Annotated in this window: 14 protein-coding genes; 12 read left to right on the top strand and 2 right to left on the bottom strand. The window is 53.0% G+C overall.

The window, feature by feature from the left end; translation table 11 throughout:
- Nucleotides 1–37: 37 nt before the first annotated feature.
- Both M6D81_RS07970 and M6D81_RS07965 read right to left on the bottom strand, forming a co-directional pair.
- A complete protein-coding gene (locus M6D81_RS07970; RefSeq protein WP_262676325.1) occupies nt 38–751 on the bottom strand; it encodes a GntR family transcriptional regulator in 714 nt (237 codons plus the stop codon).
- 191 nt (nt 752–942) lie between these two features.
- Entirely contained in the window at nt 943–1,854 is a 912-nt protein-coding gene (locus M6D81_RS07965) for a LysR family transcriptional regulator (RefSeq protein WP_262676324.1), read from the bottom strand.
- A gap of 166 nt (nt 1,855–2,020) precedes the next feature.
- On the opposite strand from M6D81_RS07965, the gene M6D81_RS07960 reads away from it, so the two are divergent.
- From M6D81_RS07960 to M6D81_RS07905, 12 genes are all read left to right on the top strand, one after another.
- Complete coding sequence (locus M6D81_RS07960) at nt 2,021–3,007, top strand: ABC transporter ATP-binding protein (protein WP_262676323.1); 987 nt, start codon at nt 2,021–2,023, stop codon at nt 3,005–3,007.
- A complete protein-coding gene (locus M6D81_RS07955) occupies nt 3,004–4,101 on the top strand; it encodes an ABC transporter substrate-binding protein (RefSeq protein WP_262676321.1) in 1,098 nt (365 codons plus the stop codon). Before M6D81_RS07960 ends, M6D81_RS07955 begins: the two co-directional genes overlap by 4 nt.
- Nucleotides 4,102–4,141: 40 nt before the next feature.
- Nucleotides 4,142–5,806 carry an ABC transporter permease gene (locus tag M6D81_RS07950; RefSeq protein WP_262676320.1) on the top strand — a complete coding sequence of 555 codons (1,665 nt, stop codon included), beginning with the start codon at nt 4,142–4,144 and terminating at the stop codon, nt 5,804–5,806.
- A gap of 7 nt (nt 5,807–5,813) precedes the next feature.
- The gene (locus M6D81_RS07945) at nt 5,814–7,100 is read left to right on the top strand and encodes an MBL fold metallo-hydrolase (RefSeq protein WP_262676319.1); all 1,287 of its coding nucleotides are present in this window, start codon (nt 5,814–5,816) and stop codon (nt 7,098–7,100) included.
- A 277-nt stretch (nt 7,101–7,377) separates the two neighbouring features.
- Nucleotides 7,378–8,163 carry a DeoR/GlpR family DNA-binding transcription regulator gene (locus M6D81_RS07940; RefSeq protein WP_262676318.1) on the top strand — a complete coding sequence of 262 codons (786 nt, stop codon included), beginning with the start codon at nt 7,378–7,380 and terminating at the stop codon, nt 8,161–8,163.
- 22 nt (nt 8,164–8,185) lie between these two features.
- Nucleotides 8,186–9,280 carry a PhnD/SsuA/transferrin family substrate-binding protein gene (locus M6D81_RS07935; RefSeq protein WP_262676317.1) on the top strand — a complete coding sequence of 365 codons (1,095 nt, stop codon included), beginning with the start codon at nt 8,186–8,188 and terminating at the stop codon, nt 9,278–9,280.
- Nucleotides 9,280–10,110: an HAD family hydrolase gene (locus tag M6D81_RS07930; protein WP_262676316.1), complete on the top strand. Its 831-nt coding sequence runs from the start codon at nt 9,280–9,282 to the stop codon at nt 10,108–10,110. Before M6D81_RS07935 ends, M6D81_RS07930 begins: the two co-directional genes overlap by 1 nt.
- Nucleotides 10,107–12,950, top strand: a complete 2,844-nt coding sequence (locus M6D81_RS07925; RefSeq protein ID WP_262676315.1) for an S-layer homology domain-containing protein — start codon at nt 10,107–10,109, stop codon at nt 12,948–12,950. Before M6D81_RS07930 ends, M6D81_RS07925 begins: the two co-directional genes overlap by 4 nt.
- Nucleotides 12,951–13,018: 68 nt before the next feature.
- A complete protein-coding gene (gene phnC, locus M6D81_RS07920; RefSeq protein ID WP_262676314.1) occupies nt 13,019–13,840 on the top strand; it encodes a phosphonate ABC transporter ATP-binding protein in 822 nt (273 codons plus the stop codon).
- Nucleotides 13,827–14,615 (top strand): ABC transporter permease subunit, encoded by a 789-nt coding sequence (locus M6D81_RS07915; protein ID WP_262676313.1) that lies wholly within the window; start codon nt 13,827–13,829, stop codon nt 14,613–14,615. The genes phnC and M6D81_RS07915 overlap by 14 nt, the downstream gene beginning before the upstream one ends.
- A 73-nt stretch (nt 14,616–14,688) precedes the next feature.
- A complete protein-coding gene (locus tag M6D81_RS07910; protein WP_262676312.1) occupies nt 14,689–15,516 on the top strand; it encodes a PhnE/PtxC family ABC transporter permease in 828 nt (275 codons plus the stop codon).
- A gap of 54 nt (nt 15,517–15,570) precedes the next feature.
- Nucleotides 15,571–20,097, top strand: a complete 4,527-nt coding sequence (locus M6D81_RS07905; protein WP_262676311.1) for a LamG-like jellyroll fold domain-containing protein — start codon at nt 15,571–15,573, stop codon at nt 20,095–20,097.
- Nucleotides 20,098–20,135 lie beyond the last annotated feature (38 nt).

Below are 20,135 nucleotides of genomic sequence, written 5' to 3'. Positions count from 1 at the left end.
TCGTTATTGACCCGGGGGAGCATCCTTCTTTCCTTCCTCAGAAGTGCCGTTCGATGGTGTAGCTGGAGAAGTCGCCGCGAAAAACGCCAAAGCTGTATTCCAGCGGGGTATCGTCTGTCAGGTAGGTGAAGCTCTTCACCTGCAGGCAAGGCGAGCCTTCTTTAATGCCAAGCAATTTATTGGCGGTTTTGTCGGCCAGTATCGGCTTCAGCTGTTCGACGGAGCGCTTTGGCTTCAATTGATATTTGGTTTCCAGGAAAGTGAACAGGGAGCCTTCCTTATAATCGTTAACGAGTCCAGGAGCCAAATTCCAAGGGATATATGTTCTTTCGTAGATGAGCGGCTCATTGTCGGCGTACCGGACGCGGAGAAGCTCATTGATCGGCGCGTGAAGCGGAGCTTGCAGGAATTCATGCAAAGGCATCTCGGCAGGCACCACCTTTGCCTCGACGATTTGGCTTGTCGGCTCTTTTCCTTGCATAAGCACATCCTCGGTAAAGCTGCGCGTATGGATAAGTTGCAGCTCTTTTCGCTTCACGAAGGTGCCTTTGCCCTGGATCCGCTCAACGATGCCTTGTACTTCAAGCTCGCTGAGGGCAAGCCGTATCGTCGTTCTACTGGCGGAGAAGATCTGGCATAGCTCAGCTTCCGTCGGCAGCCGCTCGCCGACCTTGTAGACGCCGGATTCGATCTGCTTCAGCAATTGCTCTTGAATATTAAAGTATAAAGAGTTCCCTGTTCTCTTTGTCATAACAAATTCCCCCGCGATTAAGTTGATCCTATTATATCATACTGAAACGCGGGATAAAACAAGAGGAAACAGGACCAATTATAGATTATAAGTCATAATGTTATGTGATACGTCCGTTAGATTAAATATATGCATCGTATCAAATGTTTCGATTGTTATAACCTATGTCTTTGATAGGGCAGGCTGGGGAGCTAGTTGCAGTCCCCACTGAATCCGTCGTTGTCCGCTTGCAATACGCGGTCGATAAAGGCTTGCAGCCCTTGCGACAGCCATCTGTCCCGATGATAGCCGGCGTATATGTTGCGCTCGATATAAGGAGCCGGCAGTGGTGCGTAGGCCAGCAAGCCGTGCTTGACTTCCTCCGTGACGGCTTGACGGGATATGAAAGAGATTCCGGCGCCCAGCATTAGCGCCCGCTTGATTGACTCCAGCGAATCCAGCTCCATGCTGGAGCTAAGCTGCAGTTGGTGCGCTTCAGACCATTGCTCGGTCATCCGTCGGGTGGTGGATTTCGTGCCGTGCAGAATGAATGGCTCTTTGGCGATGTCTTCAGCCTGAATGTTCGTCAGCCGAGCCAATCTGTGCTCTGCGGAGAAGACGACAACGAGCTCGTCGCTGCACAGGAAGTGCGTCTTGAGCTTGTCCTCCCGGAAGGGCTGCGAGGAGACAAAGCCAAGATCGATTTCATGCTCCAGCAGCAGCTGTTGAATGACAGGCGCTGGTTTGATCAGCAGCTTCATAGATACTCCCGGATAGTCGAAGCTGAAGTTGCTAATCATTCCTGGCAGCATGTACGTTCCCGGCACATAACTGGCGCCAATGACAATTGTGCCGCGTTCCACTTTGCGGTATTCCCGAAGCACCCGCTCCGTTTCATTGGCCAGAGCAGTCATTTTGCCGGCGTAATGCAGCAGCGCCTTGCCTGCCTCCGTTAGCATCATTCCCCCGCCTCGCGACTCGAACAGCTTGACGCCGTACTGCTTCTCCAGGCTCTTCATGTGGAAAGTGACTGTAGGCTGCTTCATCCCCAATATATCCGCAACGGCAGAGACCTTCCTGTATTGCGCAATGAGCAGGATGATCTCCAGCTTCTTAGTATTCACGTCATGAGGCCCCCTTCGCTTGGTGATTCCACAATTATAGAGAAAATCTATGACAATGAATATAAATTAACAAAACATTTAACAACCCCATAATAAAGACTTAACACTAGCAAGAAACTTCCATCGTACACTTGTAGCAGATTGTGAGATAGGAAGGGACTTGTCCATGAATGTTGTATTGAAGCAGGTGACAAAGTCGTTCGGTGAGATGCAAGTGCTCCAGCCGCTGAACCTGAGCATCGATTCGGGGGCGTTCACGACATTGCTAGGTCCGTCCGGCTGCGGCAAGACGACATTGTTGCGGATGATTGCGGGGCTTGAGACGCCGGACAGCGGCGAGATCTGGTTCGGCGGGGAGTGTGTATTCTCTTCGGCGGACGGTATCTCCATGCCGGTGCATAAGCGGATGCTGGGCATGGTGTTTCAAGATTTTGCGCTATGGCCGCATCTGACCGTCTACGAGAATGTCGCTTTCGGCTTAAGGGCAAGGAAGCTGACGGCGCGGCTGCAGGAGCGTGTTATGGATGCGATAAGCGCCGTGCGGCTTCAGGGGCTCGAGCAGCGCAAGCCGAATCAGTTGTCCGGCGGACAGCAGCAGAGAGTAGCGTTCGCCAGAGCAATCGCGGTTCAGCCGAGTCTTATCTTGTTCGATGAGCCGCTTAGTGCGCTGGACGCGCTTCTGAGAGAAGAGATGCGGGAAGAACTGCTGCAGCTTGTAAGCGCCAGAGGGCTGACGGCTGTCTATGTGACTCATGATCAGTTGGAAGCGATGTCGATGTCGGATCAGATCCTCGTCATGCAAGGCGGAAGATTGCTGCAGCAAGGCGCTCCGGAGTCCATCTACGGGGAGCCTGCCGATCCGTTCGTCGCCCGCTTCGTAGGCAAGTCGAACTGGGTGGAAGAAGGCGAGCTGATGATCCGTCCGGAGAAGCTTCGCTGGTCAGGGCGTCCGGGAGATTCGTTATGGAAGGTCCGTGTGAGGCGGATCAGCTATGCGGGGGACCGGTATGAAGTAGGGCTGGAGTTGGAAGACGGCAAGCAGTGGACGGCTTATCACGACAAGCGTCTACGGGTGGGAGAGCGAATGATTGTGTATGCCGCACCAGGCGATATGCACGCAATACAATCTATTAGGGAGGCTATAACAGGATGAACATGTTTTCATTAATGTCGGGCAAGAAGTGTGCTGCGGTTATGATGCTTATGCTCGTCATGGTGCTGTCTGCATGTACGGGCAATGGGGTCGTGGAGGAGAACGGCGGCAATAACTCGGCAACCACGGAGGCACCCGAGTCGGGGAAGACGGCTCAGATGGAAGCATCTGCTGCACCGAAGTCGGATAAGCTTGTCGTCTATACGGCAGGTCCGGCGGGCATGGCAGCCGGAATTAAGGAAGGCTTCGAAGCGGCTACAGGCATCAAGGTGGAGCAGTTCGACGGAACGACGGGCAAGGTGCTGGCACGACTGGAAGCGGAGAAGGGCAATCCTGTCGCGGATGTGGTCATTCTGGCTTCATGGCCGTCCGGCTTGTCGCTGAAGGAGCAGGGGATGACACAGAGCTACGTGGGAGCGGCTAATGCTGACCGGCTCTATGAGACGTGGGTAGACGGCGACAAGCATCTGTTCGGCTACAGCGCCTCGGCGCTCGGCATGACGTACAACACGAAGCTGGTGGACAATCCTCCCGTCGACTGGTCTGATCTGGCGAAGCCGGAGTGGAAGGATGCGGTCAATATTCCCGATCCCTCCTTGTCCGGTTCGGCGCTGGACTTCATCTCCGGTTACTTGAACGAGCGTGGCGATGCAGGCTGGGAGCTGTTCCAATCGCTGAAGGACAACGGCGTTGCGCTGGCCGGGGCGAATAAGGAAGCGTTGAACCCTGTTGTGACCGGCGCGAAGTCGGCCGTTATGGCCGGAGTCGATTATATGGCATACAGCGCTATAGCCAAGGGTGAGCCGATCGGCATCGCCTATCCGGCAAGCGGAACGGTAATCAACCCCCGTCCGGCCATGATATTGAAAGACGCGAAAAATGTGGAGAATGCCAAGCTGTTCATCGATTACCTGCTGTCGGATGAAGCGCAGAAGCTGGTGGCGGAAGCCTATCTGCTGCCGGGACGCTCCGATATAGAAGCGCATGCGGATCGGGTGGGCGTGAAGGATATTAAGCTTCTACAATACGATTGGAACTGGATGACCGAGCAAGGCGAGGCCATTACGGACAAATTCTTGACCATGTTCAAATAAGATAGGTAGATCCTAATGTGAAAAACGGAGTCTGACGCTCATGAAAACTACTTCTGCAAAAACGGCTCTGCCGTGGGGCATGGCGCTGGCGCTTATCCTGCTCGCCGTGCTGGTTCTGATGCCGCTCGTGTTCATATTAATGGAGAGCGTTAAACCGGATGGTCGGTGGAATCCGCTGGCGCCGCTGAACGTTATTGCACAGTCTGATCTAAGCGCCGTCTTCGTCAATTCGCTGCTGCTCGGCTTCTGGGTGGTGCTGGGAGCGTCGCTGCTGGCGCTGCCGATGGCATTCCTGACGGCGAAGACGGAGCTGTCCCGTCACAGATGGCTCGACGTGGTGCTCATTATCCCGTTCATGACGCCTCCCTATATCGGTTCGATGGGGTGGATGCTGTTCATGGAGCGGCGCGGCTTCCTGGAGCAGCTGCTTCCGTCCTCAGAGGCGCTGACGCCGTATTTCTTCTCTCTGGCCGGCATGGTCGCGATTATGAGCCTTCATCTATATCCCTTCCTGTATCTGATCCTGCGCAATGCGATGCGCCGGATCGGGGCGGGCTACGAGGAGGCGGGAGCCGTGTATGGCGGAGGCTTCGCCTACCGCTTCCGCAGAATACTGATGCCACTGCTGCTGGGGAGCTACGCGATGGGGGCGCTGCTCGTCTTCGTGAAGACGATAGCGGAGTTCGGCACGCCGGCGACGTTCGGCCGCAAGATCGGCTATTATGTGCTGACAAGCGAGATTCACCGGTTCACCTCCAGCTGGCCGATCGACTTCGGCAAGGCGACCGCCCTCGCTTCCGTGCTGCTGACGACTTGTCTGTTGTTCTGGTACATTCAGAACGTCATATCGAGACGCTACGACTATCAGACGGTGGGCGGCAAGGGAGCGAGACTGGTCCTGATGCCGCTGAAGGGATGGAAGCGGGCGCTGGCCTGGCTGTATATCCTGTTGCTGTTGGGTGCTTCTATCGGAATACCGTACTTCTCCGTCATTGTTGCCTCTCTGCAGAAGTTGAGGGGAGACGGCTTAAGTGCCGGTAATTTCACTCTGGCCCACTACAGCAAGCTGCTGGAGCCGGGGTCGCCGGGGCTCGATGCACTGCTGAACAGTCTGTGGCTGGCACTGGCTGCGGCCACGATAGCCATGCTCATCGGCCTCTTCCTCTCCTTGCAGATCAAGCGCGCGAACCGGCTTGGCGAGCGGCTGACGGACATATTCAGTCTGTTGCCCAATACCGTGCCCGGCATTGTGACGGTTGTCGGTCTTATTCTGCTGTGGAACGCCCCCTGGATGCCTGTTCCCCTCTACAACACGTACGGCATGGTAGTGCTGACCTATGTCGTTCTGTTCCTGCCGTACAGTGTGCAGTATGTGAAGGCGGCATATGGGCAGATTGACGGATCGCTAGCCTCCGCAAGCCGCGTATGCGGGGGAACGCCATGGTATACCGTGCGCAGAGTGGTGCTGCCGCTGCTCGTACCCGGCATGCTGGCGGGCTGGATGATGACTTTCACCATCTCCATACGAGAGCTTGTCGCGTCCTTGCTTATTCTGCCTCCTTCCATGAAGGTGTCGGCGACATATATTTTCTCGCAGTTCGAGCAAGGAGAAGTGTCGATGGGCATGGCGATGGCGGTTGTATCCGTAGGACTGACGACCGTCGTGCTGGCGATTATGAATCATCTGGGTGCTGACGGGAAGTGAACAAGCTATGATAAGTGCGAGGGTGTGGGGCGGTGCGGGCGAGCACGGACGTTCCTGCTACTGTATCCAGTTCCGCAACGATGCCGTATTGCTGGATTGCGGAGTGAAGAAAGGAAAGCAGCAAGACCATTATCCGCTGATGGATGAGGCGATGATCGGCGAGCTAAGCGCAGTTGTGCTGTCGCATGCCCATGAAGATCATTCCGCCGCCATTCCGCTGCTGTACCGGATGGGATTCGGGGGAGAAGTGTGGACGACGCGCGCGACTGCGGGCCAGCTCCCGCACTACTATGCCAGATGGCAGCGGACGGAGCGGGGAGCGACAGGAGTGAACGCTTATGCGGATGAACATATATCACAGGTCCGTTACCGCTTCATGGAGGAAGAAGCGGAGCCGGGGCGCTGGCTGGCGGTTAAGGACGGTCTGGAGCTCTGCTGGGGGCCAAGTGGTCATATGATCGGCGGAGTATGGACGATGCTGCGGCAGGCAGGAGAGATTGTATTCTATTCCGGAGATTTCTGCCAGCAGTCACGGCTGCTGGAATGGTCGTTCCCCCAACTGCCGTGCGAGGAAGCGATTGCGCTTGCTATCGTGGATGCGGCCTACGGAGACGACAAGCGGGAGCAGGAGCAGCTTGTCGGGGAATTGGCGGCAAGCTGCAGAGGGGTGTTGCAAGGCGGCGGACATGTCTGGCTCCCGGTTCCGCTGCAAGGCCGCGGCCATGAATTCATCCATCTGCTGGCGCAGCATCTGCCGGAATCAGAGCTAATATGCGACGAAGGGCTTGAAGCGGGCTATCAAGCGTTGCTGCAGGAGAGGCGCTGGCTCTGGCCGGAGGCTGCACGGCAGTTGGAGAGCGTCTGGCGCGAGCGATTGCGCGTAATGCCTGCGGAGGGGATGCTGTGCCGCGCCCGCCAAGGCAAGGGTGCGATCTTCCTCACATCGGACCCGCTGCTTCAATCTCCGGGATCGCGGCAGCTGCTTGAAGCGCTGCAAGAGAACGACAAGCATGCCGTGCTGCTAACGGGCCATGTCTATGCCGGTACGCTTGTTTCAGAGCTGCTTGCCCATCCTGCTCCGGCCATACAAGTGCTGCAATGCAGCTATAAAGTTCATCAAGGCTTGCCCGATGTGCGTCGTATGCTGGATGCGCTGCAGCCCGTCAATACACTGCTTGTCCACGGGGACAAGGGGAAGACGGATCGGCTGCAGACCGAACTGCAGGCATGCGGCTACCACGGCCTGATTTCATGCAGGCCGGGCCGAGAGATCAGGCATACACAGCTTTCCTAGTTACGGTTAGTGGCTCTCGTTTCCATTATTGGAGACGGGAGTCTTTTGTCATCCCCATATTAAATCCCAACCAACTCCAACCCCCAAGCGCCCCGAGAGAACTCCCAAATAAATAAAATCAAACAAAATCCTTTACAAATCATCAGCTTGCATTTAATTCCGGGTTGATAGTCCAACCGCAAAATAGAAATTGCAAGACTGGTTCAACAAATGCGGAGGTGGTCGTTGAGGACTTTTCTCTTAAAAATAGATTGTATGTCTATAGCGAGGTGCAGGAATGTCATTAATCGGTGAGGAACGAAAACGGATCATACTCGACATGCTGAACCTGGAAGGCAAGGTCCGGTCGGCGGATCTGGCCGTCAAGCTTCAAGTGTCGGGTGAGATGATCCGCCGCTATCTGGAGGATCTGGAGGCGGAGAAGAAGCTTCGCCGCATCTACGGCGGGGCCGTGAAGATGGAGTTGACGCGCGAGGAGCCTCCTTATCTGAAGCGCGAAGTCGTCAGGGTGGAGGAGAAGAAGCGGATCGGCAGGGCTGCCGCCGAGCTGGTGGAAGACAATGATGTCATCTTTATCGATGACGGAACGACGACGATGCAGATCATTCATTTTTTGCAGAACAAGCAGAATATTACGATTGTCTTATTCTCCTTTCATGTGCTTCATTTGCTGATGGACTACCAGAACGAGGGATTGTTCACGGGCCAGATTTATTTTCTGGGCGGCAGAGTGATGTCGAAGTACTCGCGGGTAACGGGCGGCATGGCGGAGAGCATGGCGGGCAATTTCCGGGTGGACAAGGCCTTTATCTCGGTGGACGGCCTTATGATGGACAGCGGCATTACGGGGTTCGACCTGGAGCGCGGATATTTGATTCGGAAGATCTCGGATCTTGCTCAGCTAACCGTCGCGATGACGGACCATACGAAGTTCGGAGGGGTACACCCCTACCAGATTATTGAGATGAAGGACATCGATGTGATTGTGACGGATGTTGCGGCGCCTTCGCAGTGGATGGCGGCTTTGAAGAAGAGCAGCGTGTCGTGGATACACGCCGAATAATCAGGAAAGCACAGGTGAGAAGATGAAAAAGTTTAAATTTATGTTTCTGTTAACGATTGTGATGGCAACCTTGCTGTCCGCTTGCGGATCAGGGGCGGGGAATACGAGTAACGGCGGCAATGCCGGAGGTCAAGGGAATGAAGCGGCACAAAATGGAAAAGGGAAAGGGAGTGAAACGTTGACGATTGCATGGCTGCCGAATGAGTCCAGCGGCGACTTGAAGGATACGCGCGATGCAATCGGCGAGGTTATTGAGGCGGCAACTGGCAAGAAGGTAGAGCATTTCACGACGACGGACTACATTATTGCAATTGAAGCGCTGGCGAACGGAAGCGCAGATATGGCGTATATGGGCGCCACCGCTTACGTGGAAGCGAAGAAGAAGAATGACAACCTGAAGCCGCTTGTAGTAAATTCCGGTGAATCCGGTACGCTTGACGATGCGGTATACTACGGCTGGATTGCCGTGAATGAAGAGAACAAGGAGCAATACATGGAGGGTGACGGCTATTCCATCAAGGGAATTAAAGGCCAGCGCTTCTCGTTCGTGTCCAACAGCTCTACATCCGGCTTCAAAGTACCTTCCAGCGGTATCGTTGCTGCATTCTCCAAGCAAGACGAGCATAAGGATATCAGTGCGGAAGATTTGCTGGAAGGCGGCAAAAACCAATTTTTCTCTGAAGTGCTGTATGGCGGTTCCCATCAAGGATCTGCAGTTAATCTGTTGACAGGAAAAGCGGATGCAGCGGCTTTCTGTGATACTTGCGTCGGCAATTATGTGGAACTGAAGGAAGGCGAGGCGAATCGTCCAGGAGCGATGTATGCCGTGAAGGACAATGCGGAGCAGCCGTTCGACAAGCTCGGCGGCAAGCCGTTCCGCCTCATCGCCGTTACCCCGGTATTGAACGGCCCGTTCGTAGCGAATCTCGATCAAGTCAGCGAAGAAGACTTTCAGGCGATTGTGGACGCGATGACATCCGACGAGACGACGAACAATGCGCGCATTTTCTTGCCGGAAGACTCGGAAGCTTCAGGCCTATTCTGGAAATCGGGCGATACGAAGTTCATGACGGTGGAAGATGCCTGGTTCAATCCGATTCGGGAACTGTCGAAGTAATGACGACCGGGATGATGATCAGTGGTCATCGTACAGCGATTAAAGGCATCTTGTTCGACAAAGACGGTACGCTGCTTGATTTCATCTCCTTATGGGGCAGCTGGACGGAATTATTGATGAATGGCGTATATGCCAGATTGCGGCAGGAGGTTCCGGCACACCGCTTGCCGGAATCTCTGGCCGCGCTGTTCGGTGTGGAGTGCGACATCGACGGCAAGGTTGTCTCCTATAATACGGAGGGATTATTGTCGACCGGATCAAGCGGAGCTATCCGGCAAGCGATCATCCGGTATGCGCAGCAGGCCGGCATGGATTCGTCGACCGCCGTCGCCATCGCGGACGAAAGTCTGGAAGAAGCCTATATCTGGATGGAGCAGCTTCGGCCCGTGCGGATTAAGCCGCATTTGATTCATGTGCTGAAGCACTTCAGTTCCCGGGGCTTGAAGCTTGCTGTCGTCACGGCCGACGAGACGGCGGATGCGGTGAAGCACTTGGAATGGCTCGGCATCGGAGAATATTTCGAGACGATTATCGGCAATGACAGTGTGCCGAACGGCAAGCCGAATCCCGATATGATTCATCTTGCTTGCCGCCGAATCGGCGTATCTCCGTCGGAGGTCGTCATGATCGGCGATACGGACTCCGATATGCGCATGGGCAAGGCGGCGGGCGTCGCATGGACGGTAGCGATCGTACCGGAGGAGCTTCCAGAGAATCAAGGGACGGAGTCGAGACCTTTCGGAAGCGCGGATGCTATTATTTCTTCCTACGATCAGTTGTTAGCCTCATTAACCCATATCAATCACGAAGGCGAGGAAATGCTCACATGAACAGGACACACCCAGCATGGCGCGCGCTCAGTATTATGCTGTCGTTCAGCATGCTGCTTGCAGTATTAAGCGTCGTTGGGCCGCAGCAGGCGCAAGCTTCAGGCTATGCACTGTCACCCGGGAAGTCCGCTTATATGAAAGGCGAGCCGATAACGATCTCGTACAGCGGAGCGGTCAATGCGACGGACTGGATCGGCATCTATGAAGCTGACCGGGAGCCGGGACCGGCGAATAATCCGATCGCTTCTCTGGATTGGAAGTATACGCCGGTAGGCGAAGGCGAGGTCGCCTTCTACACCGAGCTTCCTGCCGGAGATTACAAAGCGTATTTCCTGAAGAACGGTGGCTATGAATACGATGCGTTCGCAGCTTTCAGCATCTTCGAGCTGGCGGCTCCCGCAGCGCTTGCCGTGAACGGTGAGCGATCACAGGAGCAAGTGCTGAGTGGTCAGGCGGTTATTATGCCTTCTGCAGGCAATAGCACGGTGAAGGAGTATCGGCTGTATTGGGGAGGAACATCGGGAGCGCTGCCAGGCGAGCCGGCTATTGCGACCGTAACCTCGGCGACATACGACGAACAAGCGGTATTTGATTTTCCTGCTAATACGGTCATTCCGGAGGGAGCGGTGTCTGTGCTTGCATTCTCGCAATATGAGGGCAATCAGTCTCAAGGCTATGCGGCGGCGATACTGCCGGGCTATGAGCCTCCATCCCAGATGCAATTGACAATGATGAGCTTTAACATCTGGCAGTGGAAGATCGTCAGTGAGTTCGGTGAAGACGCGGCGGCGCAATATATTGCCGATGCCATTACCGCGACCGGGGCAGACGTAACGGGCATTCAGGAGACGAATGCGTCCGTCGTCCGCAAAGCGGCCAAGCTGTTAGGCTATCATATCAATGTAAGAGCGGGAACGGACCTGAGTCTGATCAGCAAATATCCTGTATTGGAACCGGACAGCAACAACGATTATTACTTTATTGAAGTGGCCCCCGGCAGAGCGGTGGCATTCGCCAATGTCCACTTGTCCCACGCGCCTTATGGCCCGTATGACATTGCGGATGGCAAGACGGTGGAAGAAGTGGTCAACAACGAATACGCCTTCCATATGAAGGAGATGGCCAATACGTTCAGCAAGCTTCCGGCGCTGGCGGAGCAAGGGATGCCGGTGTTCCTGACCGGTGATTTCAATGTGGCTTCTCATCTGGATTGGACGGAGGCGAACAAGGACAGATACTTCGGCCAGATTGTGGAGTGGCCGGTATCGAAGAAGCTTAAGGAATTAGGGATGAGAGATTCCTATCGGGAAGTGTATCCCGATCCCGTTGCGACCCCTGGCATAACCTGGGCAGCAGAAGGGACAGAGTGGAGAACCCCTGAAGTATACGACCGTATCGACTTTGTCTACACGGACGGTCCCTCGACAACGCTGGATAGTCAGGTTGTAGGCGAGAAGCCGGTGAACGGCGGTCCGTCTCCCGCAGACTTGGTGTTCGAAGGCTGGCTGTCCGATCATCGCGCAGTGCTGTCTACATTCCTGGTGGAGCCTCGTTCATACGATGATCTGACGCTGCCGGAAGGTCCCGTCCTGGAGCGGGCGACATTGCAAATGGATGATGCGGTTGTTGTGCAAGGCGAGCCGATTACGGTGAAGTATGAAGGAGCTCAAAGTACGCAGGATTGGATCGGCATTTATCGCAGCGGCGATACGCCAGGCACCGCAACACCTTCATTAAAGTGGGACTATACGCGCCAATTGCCTGACGGCGAGATGACGTTCCATGACGGCAGCATGGGGGACATCACTGCGATGGAGAATCTTTCGCCGGGCGAATATTATATGACCTTAATGCTTAACGGTGGTTATAAAGAGAATTCTGATCGTCTAGGCTTTGAGATCGTTCCAGTAGCGGTAACTAGTCTCAAGGCGACACCGGAATCGGTGGAGCTGGAGTTTGCAAACGGGATGGATAGCGTTCAATTGCTAGTGGAAGCGATCTTCAACAACGGGGAGATCACGGATGTGACGGCAGCCGAGGGCATTGTCTACGAGAGTGCGAATACCGAGATTGCAGCTGTGAATGAGCAAGGAACGGTCCAGGCTGTTGCAGCCGGAACAACAGCAATTACGGCTGCTTATGAGGGGATGAAGGTCCAAGTAGACATTGCTGTTCAGCAACAAGAGCCGGAGCCGACGCCGGAGCCGACGCCGGAGCCAACGCCGGAGCCAACGCCAGAACCAACGCCGGAGACGGGAGAGGGCGGCAAGAAGGTTGAAGAAGTGTTCACCGATATTGAGGCGGACGATAAGGCGAAAGAAGCGATTCAATCGCTGTATGACCTCGGTGTCGTGAAGGGCATGCCGGGCAATAAGTTCAATGGCGACAAGCCGCTTATTCGAGCCGACGCCGTCATTATGCTCAATCGTCTGTTCGGGATTGCAGGCAAGTCTGCCGCCGTATTCGCGGATGTGGCTACCGACAGCTACTATGCGCAAGCGATTGCCGGCGCCAGCGAGCTGGGGCTTGTGAACGGAATGGGCACGAATACGTTCAATCCGCATGGCGAGGTGCAACAACTGGATTATCTGGTCATGTTCTATCGTTATACAAGCCGGATGAAGCCGGCGGCGGACGAAGGAAGCAAGCGCGCTACCGAGGAAGAGCAAGCCAAGCTCCGGCATGTTCCGGCGTATGCGAGAGAAGCTGTAGCTTATTTCCTGCAAGAGGGCTTGCTGGATGAAGAAGAAGTATCGACCGGACTGGAGAAGAGCATAAACCGGAGAAATGCGGTCGTTCTTCTGGAGAAGCTGTACCGCACCTATATGAGGAACGATTAATGAATGAACAGAGCGGCCCCCGTACAACGATGTGCGGGGTTGCTCTTACTTCAAACAGGGGAGTTCTTATGACAACTTTATTAAAGCTGGACAATGTGTCCAAACAATACGGCAAGGACAGTTGGGCGCTGCAGGATGTTAGCTTCTCTGCGAAGAGCGGGGAGTTCGTATCCATTATCGGGCCGTCCGGTGCGGGCAAATCCACCATGCTGCGATGCGTGAACCGGATGATTGAGCCGAGCCAAGGCAGCATACAATTCCAGGGCAAGGAGACGACAAGCATGGGGCGTCAGGAGCTGCGCCGGCTGAGAAGAAGCATCGGCATGGTATTCCAGCACTTTAATCTTGTGGAGCGGCTAAGTGTGATCGAGAATGTGCTGCACGGACGTCTGGGGTACAAAAACCCGCTGGCAGGCGCTATCGGCATATACAGCCAGGTCGAGAAGCGGAAAGCGCAGGATATTCTGCATGCGCTGGGACTGACCGACCATATGTTCAAGCGATGCGACCAGCTGAGCGGCGGACAGAAGCAGCGTGTCGGCATTGCCCGCGCACTCGTACAAGAGCCTGAGCTGCTGCTGTGCGACGAGCCGATCGCCTCGCTTGATCCAAGCGCTTCGAAGACAATTATGGACCATCTTCGCAGCATTACGGAGTCTATGGGCATTACCGTACTGGTCAATCTCCACCAGGTTGATGTGGCGTTGCACTACTCCGACACCATCATCGGAGTGAACGGCGGGAAGGTTGTCTTCCGTGGAACGCCTGACGAGCTGACGCAAGATCGCATTCACCATATTTACGGCTCGGCATCCGGGGAGCTCATTATGGATGCGCCCGCGCAAGGGAAGCTGAAAGGGGAGGCGCAGCTGGCCTATGAGATTGGATAGCTATTTCGCCAGGAAACGGCTGCACACTATCCTGTTCACAGGTATTGTATTGCTGATCGGCTATGGCGCATCGCTGCTTACGCAATTCGATCCTCTGCAAGGCATTGCCTCCGTGCCGGAAGCGGCGTCGTGGGCTTGGCAGAATTTCTATCCCGATGCGAAAGCGATGGAGAGGCTGCCGCAGATTTTGCCCCGGCTGTTGGATACGGTTCTGATTTCCATTGCTTCCGCGGCTGTTGGAGCGGTGGCGGCGATAATATTCGCTGTGCTGGGCTCATCCACGACGAAGGTGAACGGCTTCTTCAGCGCCGCATGTCGCTTGATCGCCACCTTGTTTCGCAATATCGATGTGTCGGTATGGTCGCTCGTGCTGCTGTTTTCCTTTGGCCCTACAGATGTGACGGGATTCCTGGCGCTCTTCTTCGCAAGCTTCGGCTTCCTGACGAGAGCTTTCATGGAGACGATTGACGAGGTTGGCGGCGGCTCTGTGGAAGCGCTGCGGGCATCGGGAGCAGGTTATCTGTCCGTCGTCTGTCGTGCAGTCATTCCATCGGCATCTCCGCAGTTGATGAGCTGGCTGCTCTATATGATGGAGTCCAATATCCGCAGCGCCACGTTAGTAGGTCTGTTGACCGGGACGGGCATCGGATTTTCTTTCGATCTGTATTACAAGAGCTTGAATTACAGCTCCGCCAGTCTGGTCGTGCTGCTGATCGTTATAACCATCGTGCTGATCGAATGGGTTTCCGGTTCGATTCGCAAAGTGATCAAGTAGAAAGGTTGGGATTTCTATTCGTTCTCAGGGAACTGGCAACAGCTTCGGCAGTGTTATCGCGGGGGGACCGCCCTTGCCGCTTCGCAAGAAGCCGTTTGACCCCTCCGGATTTGTCGTCAAGCTTACTTTGTTAATCGTAGCCGTGTTAACGGGATATACTCTCTGGACTATGGACACCAAAGACGCTTCTTTTCTGGAGGGGGTGCGCCATACATTAAGCAATTTCGGCTCTATGTTCGGGGAAGCGCACTTCAAGCACTTTACATTCCGGGATGCGGTCATGTCCGTGCTCATTACGATTGGCCTAGCCGTAGTCACGACGTTGCTTGGCGCCATTATTGCGCTAGGTACAGGGCTGCTGGCTGCGCGCAATATAAGCGGCAACGCCGTCTCGCAATTCGTCAAAGCGGTCATGGCCGTCATTCGGGCTGTGCCGACGATATTGTGGGTGCTTATATTCGCGGTATCTTCGGGACTAGGCAGCGTGGCGGCCGTTCTCGGGATGACCTTCCACACCGTCAGCTACTTGACGAAGGCATATTCGGAATCGTTCGAGGAGCTGAATCCCGGCGTGCTGGAGGCGCTCCAGGGAAGCGGGGCGGGCAAGCTGCATATCGTGTTCCAGGCGGTGCTCCCTTCCTCGATGACTTATCTGCTGTCGTGGACGTTCCTGCGGCTGGAGATTAACTTCTCCAATGCGCTGGCGATGGGGGCTGCCGCAGGAGCGGGCGGCATCGGGTATGACATGTTTATGGCGAGCAGCCTATACTTCGATATTCGGGAGATGGGGACGCTCACGTACTTCATTCTGTTCTTTGCCGTACTGCTGGAGCTGTTCTCCACGCAACTGAAGAAGCGTCTGAAGTCGGGCGGCATGCAGATGAATTTAACGGGGAAATAGACTTGGAGAATAATACGAACTCCTAAAACCATTAAAGTATGGAGGGTTTCACAAGTGAAAAGGATTCTATCGTTTACTCTCGCATTAACGATGTTATTCGGTATGTTTTCAAGCAACGGATACGCAGCAACGGATACTGATGGCGCCAATGAAAGTCCGCTTCTGGCATCGATGACATTCGATAATCATCTGAAGAATGATGTCAATCAAGAGGATTTGATAGCAAATGGAAGTTACAGTTATGTAGACGGCATATTGCCCGGGACCAAAGCTTTGCACTTGGAAGGCGGAAACGGCAATTATGTCGGTACGGCGAATAGCTTGAGTGTTGGCGAAGATAGTTTTTCCGTATCCTTCTGGTATAAGGGCGACACCAATAATAATGAGGTTATCTTATCCAACAAGGATTTTAGCGACGGTTCTAATGCGGGCTGGGCGATCTATACATCGGCCAATTCAGTCAATATGAATTTTGGCTTTCCGGACGCAAAAGTAAAGAACATTTCCTTTGGGCGCAACACGTTCGATGCTTCCGATTGGCGTTACGTGACTTTCGTGGTGGATAGAGATCAAATGCATGCGACGTTGTATATTGATGCGTACAAAATGGCAGAAACATCGCTGAGGCACGGATCTTTGGATACTTCGAATCCCTTAAATATTGGCAGCGACGGATTGGGCAACCACGGAGGCAACTCATTCGATATCGCCGATCTGATGATTTGGGAAGGCGTATTAAGCACAGATGAGGTTCAGGCGAATTACAACAACTACGCTGCACATTCAGTAGATATGAACGCACTTAACGATGCAATAGTGGAAGCAAAGACAATCCTAGATGGAGGTCTGAACACTGGCTTCAGCCACATCGACTTTGATTATTTGAAAAAGGTTTATCATTATGCCAATACAGTTGCAACAACGCAAAGTGTCAAATTCTATACACAGGAAACGATCAATTATTACGAGCGTGAACTAAACAACGCGATATTCATCTACCAAAAAAGCAATAAAACAGCAACTCCCCCGGATTTGAATATAACAGTGAACAGCGACACGGAGATCAGCAGCAATCCCGCAGCAATCGAGCGCGTGGAAACAGATTTCAGAAAAGCAATGGGCGTATTCCCGCAGGCCGATGTCATGTTAATTCCTGGCGACGTTACCGGCGGTAACCAGGCCAGTGAATATGTGTGGATGGGAGAGCTTAAGAAGGTATACGAAAAGCTTCAGGATGAGGGCTTATTTGACAGTACGGAGTTGTTGATGGTAAGAGGCAATCATGATATGGGCGGCGCCGAAAGCTTAATACCGATTGGTACGGCGGGCGCGTGGAACGAATCTACGCAATCGTACGACAACAATTTCTTTAACGATGCTTATCGGGTCAAAGTAAAAGGATTCAATATTATCGGTTTTGACGCCAATTACAACAACGAAAATACGGTGGGGAAAACCAAGAATTTCCTAAACACAATCGCAGATGAATCTGATTATGATCCAACAAAACCTATATTTGTCATGTCTCACTACCCTGTAAGGGGAACCGTTTGGAGTGAGAGATGGAACAGCTCGGCAAGTAATGCTTTCGGAGATTTTATTGACGAGAATGAATTTTCGCAGGTGGTCTATTTTTCAGGCCATACGCAATACGATCCAACGGACGAACGCTCTCTCTATCAAGGCTCGGCTACCTATCTCGATTCCGGTGCGTCGTCCTATTCCAGTTATATTGATGCCGGTCCGTATGGAGGATATATAGAAGGTTCGTATATCAAATATAAAACCACGCCTCGCATCGTGAATTTCTTGGAGGTGTATGGGCCGAAAATTATTATCAAGCAATATAATTTGAGCACGGATGAGTTTGTAGGCATACCGTTTGTGGTTAACGCAGGCAGCGGCAGAAATGCCTTTACGTATAGCCAAAACGATATAAGAGAACTCATACCTCCGCAGTTTGAAGAGGGTATTACGATCAATTCCATCAACAGCAACGAGGTTACTTTTACGATAAAGCAAGCAAATGATAATGTGCGCGTCCTGGAATATAATGTGGAGCTTATCAATAAGCTCACAGGGGATCTGGACAAAAAATTCAACAGCCTTTCGCTGCCGCTGGACAAGCCCTTCGATGAGTACAGGCAATATACGATTACAGAGTTATCGCCGAATACGCCATATTTACTCCGGGTATTCGCCGCGGATTCCATGTATAACCGTTCGTCGCAGCAAATTGACATTATAACGGACAGTGCCAGATTGGATAGCATTACTGCGCCTGAAGCGGTATTTGCGCTTAACGGAACAGCGAAGACAGCAGAGGCTCTTCGATTGCCGCAAACGGTACGATTGGTTCTTGATGGTGGCGGGAATATGGATGCCGATGTGACTTGGGATGTTGACGCTTCAAACTATGATCCGGATATAAAGACTGCACAAACCTTCACGATAACCGGAATAGTAACGTTGCCATCAGGGGTGGAAAACCCAGGCAACGTGTCATTGACAACGAGCGTCAGTGCAACAGTGGATAAGGCTGTCACCTTGAATGATTACACGGCGATGTGGACCTTCAACGGCAATAGTGACGACAGCAGTTCTAATGCGTTTCATGCCACGTTAAATGGCGGCGCGACGTATAGCGAAGCAGACAAGGTGGAAGGCACAGCTTCGCTTATGTTGAGCGAAAGCGGCAGTTATGCCAGTGCCGATCTGGTCACCGCTAGTGTAGATAATGTAACAATGTCAACTTGGGTGAAGTGGAATGGAGTCACGGATGGCTCTCAAGTATTCCTGGTGAACGGCAGTACAGGTGGAAGCGGCTATGCTCTAATGCTGGACAAAGGCACAAATTTTAAAGTTGCACTCTTGCTTGGAGGAAAGGTTAAGTTTTTCTCAGAGTCTGCTCTTCCTGTAGGTCAGTGGACACATGTCGCTGCGGTAAGACATAGTGGAACATGGAAGCTGTACATCAATGGCAGCAGTGTAGCGTTATCAGGAGGCGATATCTCGACTTCACCAAACATGCCCACAGGGGGTACTTTTATCGGAAACAGCGAGGGCGGCATCCATACATTCAATGGATTGATGGATGATGTGAGAATGTATAACGCGCCGTTGTCCTCGGAACAAATCCGGTCGTTGGCAAGTGGGCCTGCTCCAATTACTTTGGCAGGCTTGGAGCAGGTGGATGAAGGCCAAACCTTTGATGTAACAATGGTATTCAATGGCGTAACGCAAAGCGAATACCAGTCGGTGTATGCCCAAGATATGACGCTTGGCTATGATCCGGAAATTTTGCAGCTCGATTCGATTATATCGCTGAAAGACGGATTCCAGGTCATCAATCAAAAGGAGACAGCGCCGGGACAAATTCGGATTGTGGCTGCCAGCGCAGGCGCAAGTATGCCCGTCGAAGGCGATTTACTCTCATTCAAGTTTATGGCTAAAACAGTAACTGAAGCTACCTATAAGACGAAGATTTCTTTGGATCATGTTGTGATTGCAAATGAACAGGGAAATGAGCTAGAGATAGATGGTGCCTCCCATGATATAGAGGTGTTGGACCAAGACGGTAACGAAGATAAAATTCCTGCTGTGCCTGCAGGCTTGAACGCAACAGCAGTAAGCAAGTCGCAAATCAACGTAACCTGGAACAATGTAACAGACGCAACGAGTTATGACCTGATGGTGGATGGCGTTATTCAAACGGATCTTTCCAGTCCGTTCGAACATACAGGTCTTGCAGAAAACTCGACTCATACGTATAAGGTACGGGCTAAAAATTCGGCAGGAGCCAGCGAATGGAGTGCTCAGATTAATGCCAGTACGAAGAGTAGCACACTGCCGCCAATCCCGCCAATCATTACAGAACCGACGGAACCGACAGAACCAACAGAACCAACGGAACCATCGGAAAATGTTTTCAACAGTAATATAGTGAATGAAACAAATCTGATAGATGCGATCGAATCCAAGGTAAAGGAAGCCAATAAATCTGATGTTGAGATTGAACTGGCTGACATCGAAGGACACTGGGCCGAAAAGACCATGGGTACATTCGTAAAGCTGCACTTTATCAATGGTTTCGAGGATGGATCGTTCCGTCCAGACGGTAAAATCACACGCGCTGAGTTCGCAACGATCATCGCTCGTGTATTCAATGTCAGTGGAAGTGCTAATGATGCGGATGAACTGATAGACATTAACGGTCATTGGGCTAAAAACGCGATTAAGCGGCTTGCGAACGCAGGAGTGATTGCCGGATACGGAGACGGAACCTTCAAGCCGGACAAAACAATCAGCCGCGAAGAAATGGTCATCATGGTGTCCCGTATTGTTGACTTGAATCAGGTGGATAAGGATGATTCCAAAGGCAACTTCACGGATCTGTCAAGCGCAAGCTCTTATGCAAAAAAACAAATTAAAGATGCGGCGCAAGCCGGCATCATCAACGGCAAGCCAATGGGGGCATTTGATCCGAAAGGAACCTCTACACGCGCTGAGGCTCTGACGATCATTATGAATACATTGAACCTTAACCCTCAACTTCAAACACTATTGGACAGCTTGAACTAAATCCTCATCGGCACAGCGTTACATGGCTTTAGTCCAAT

The sequence above is a fragment of the Paenibacillus sp. J5C2022 genome (assembly GCF_025567625.1).
Classification (GTDB): domain Bacteria; phylum Bacillota; class Bacilli; order Paenibacillales; family Paenibacillaceae; genus Pristimantibacillus.
Note: the sequence above shows the minus strand (reverse complement) of the source record. Positions and strands in the feature narration are given on the sequence as shown.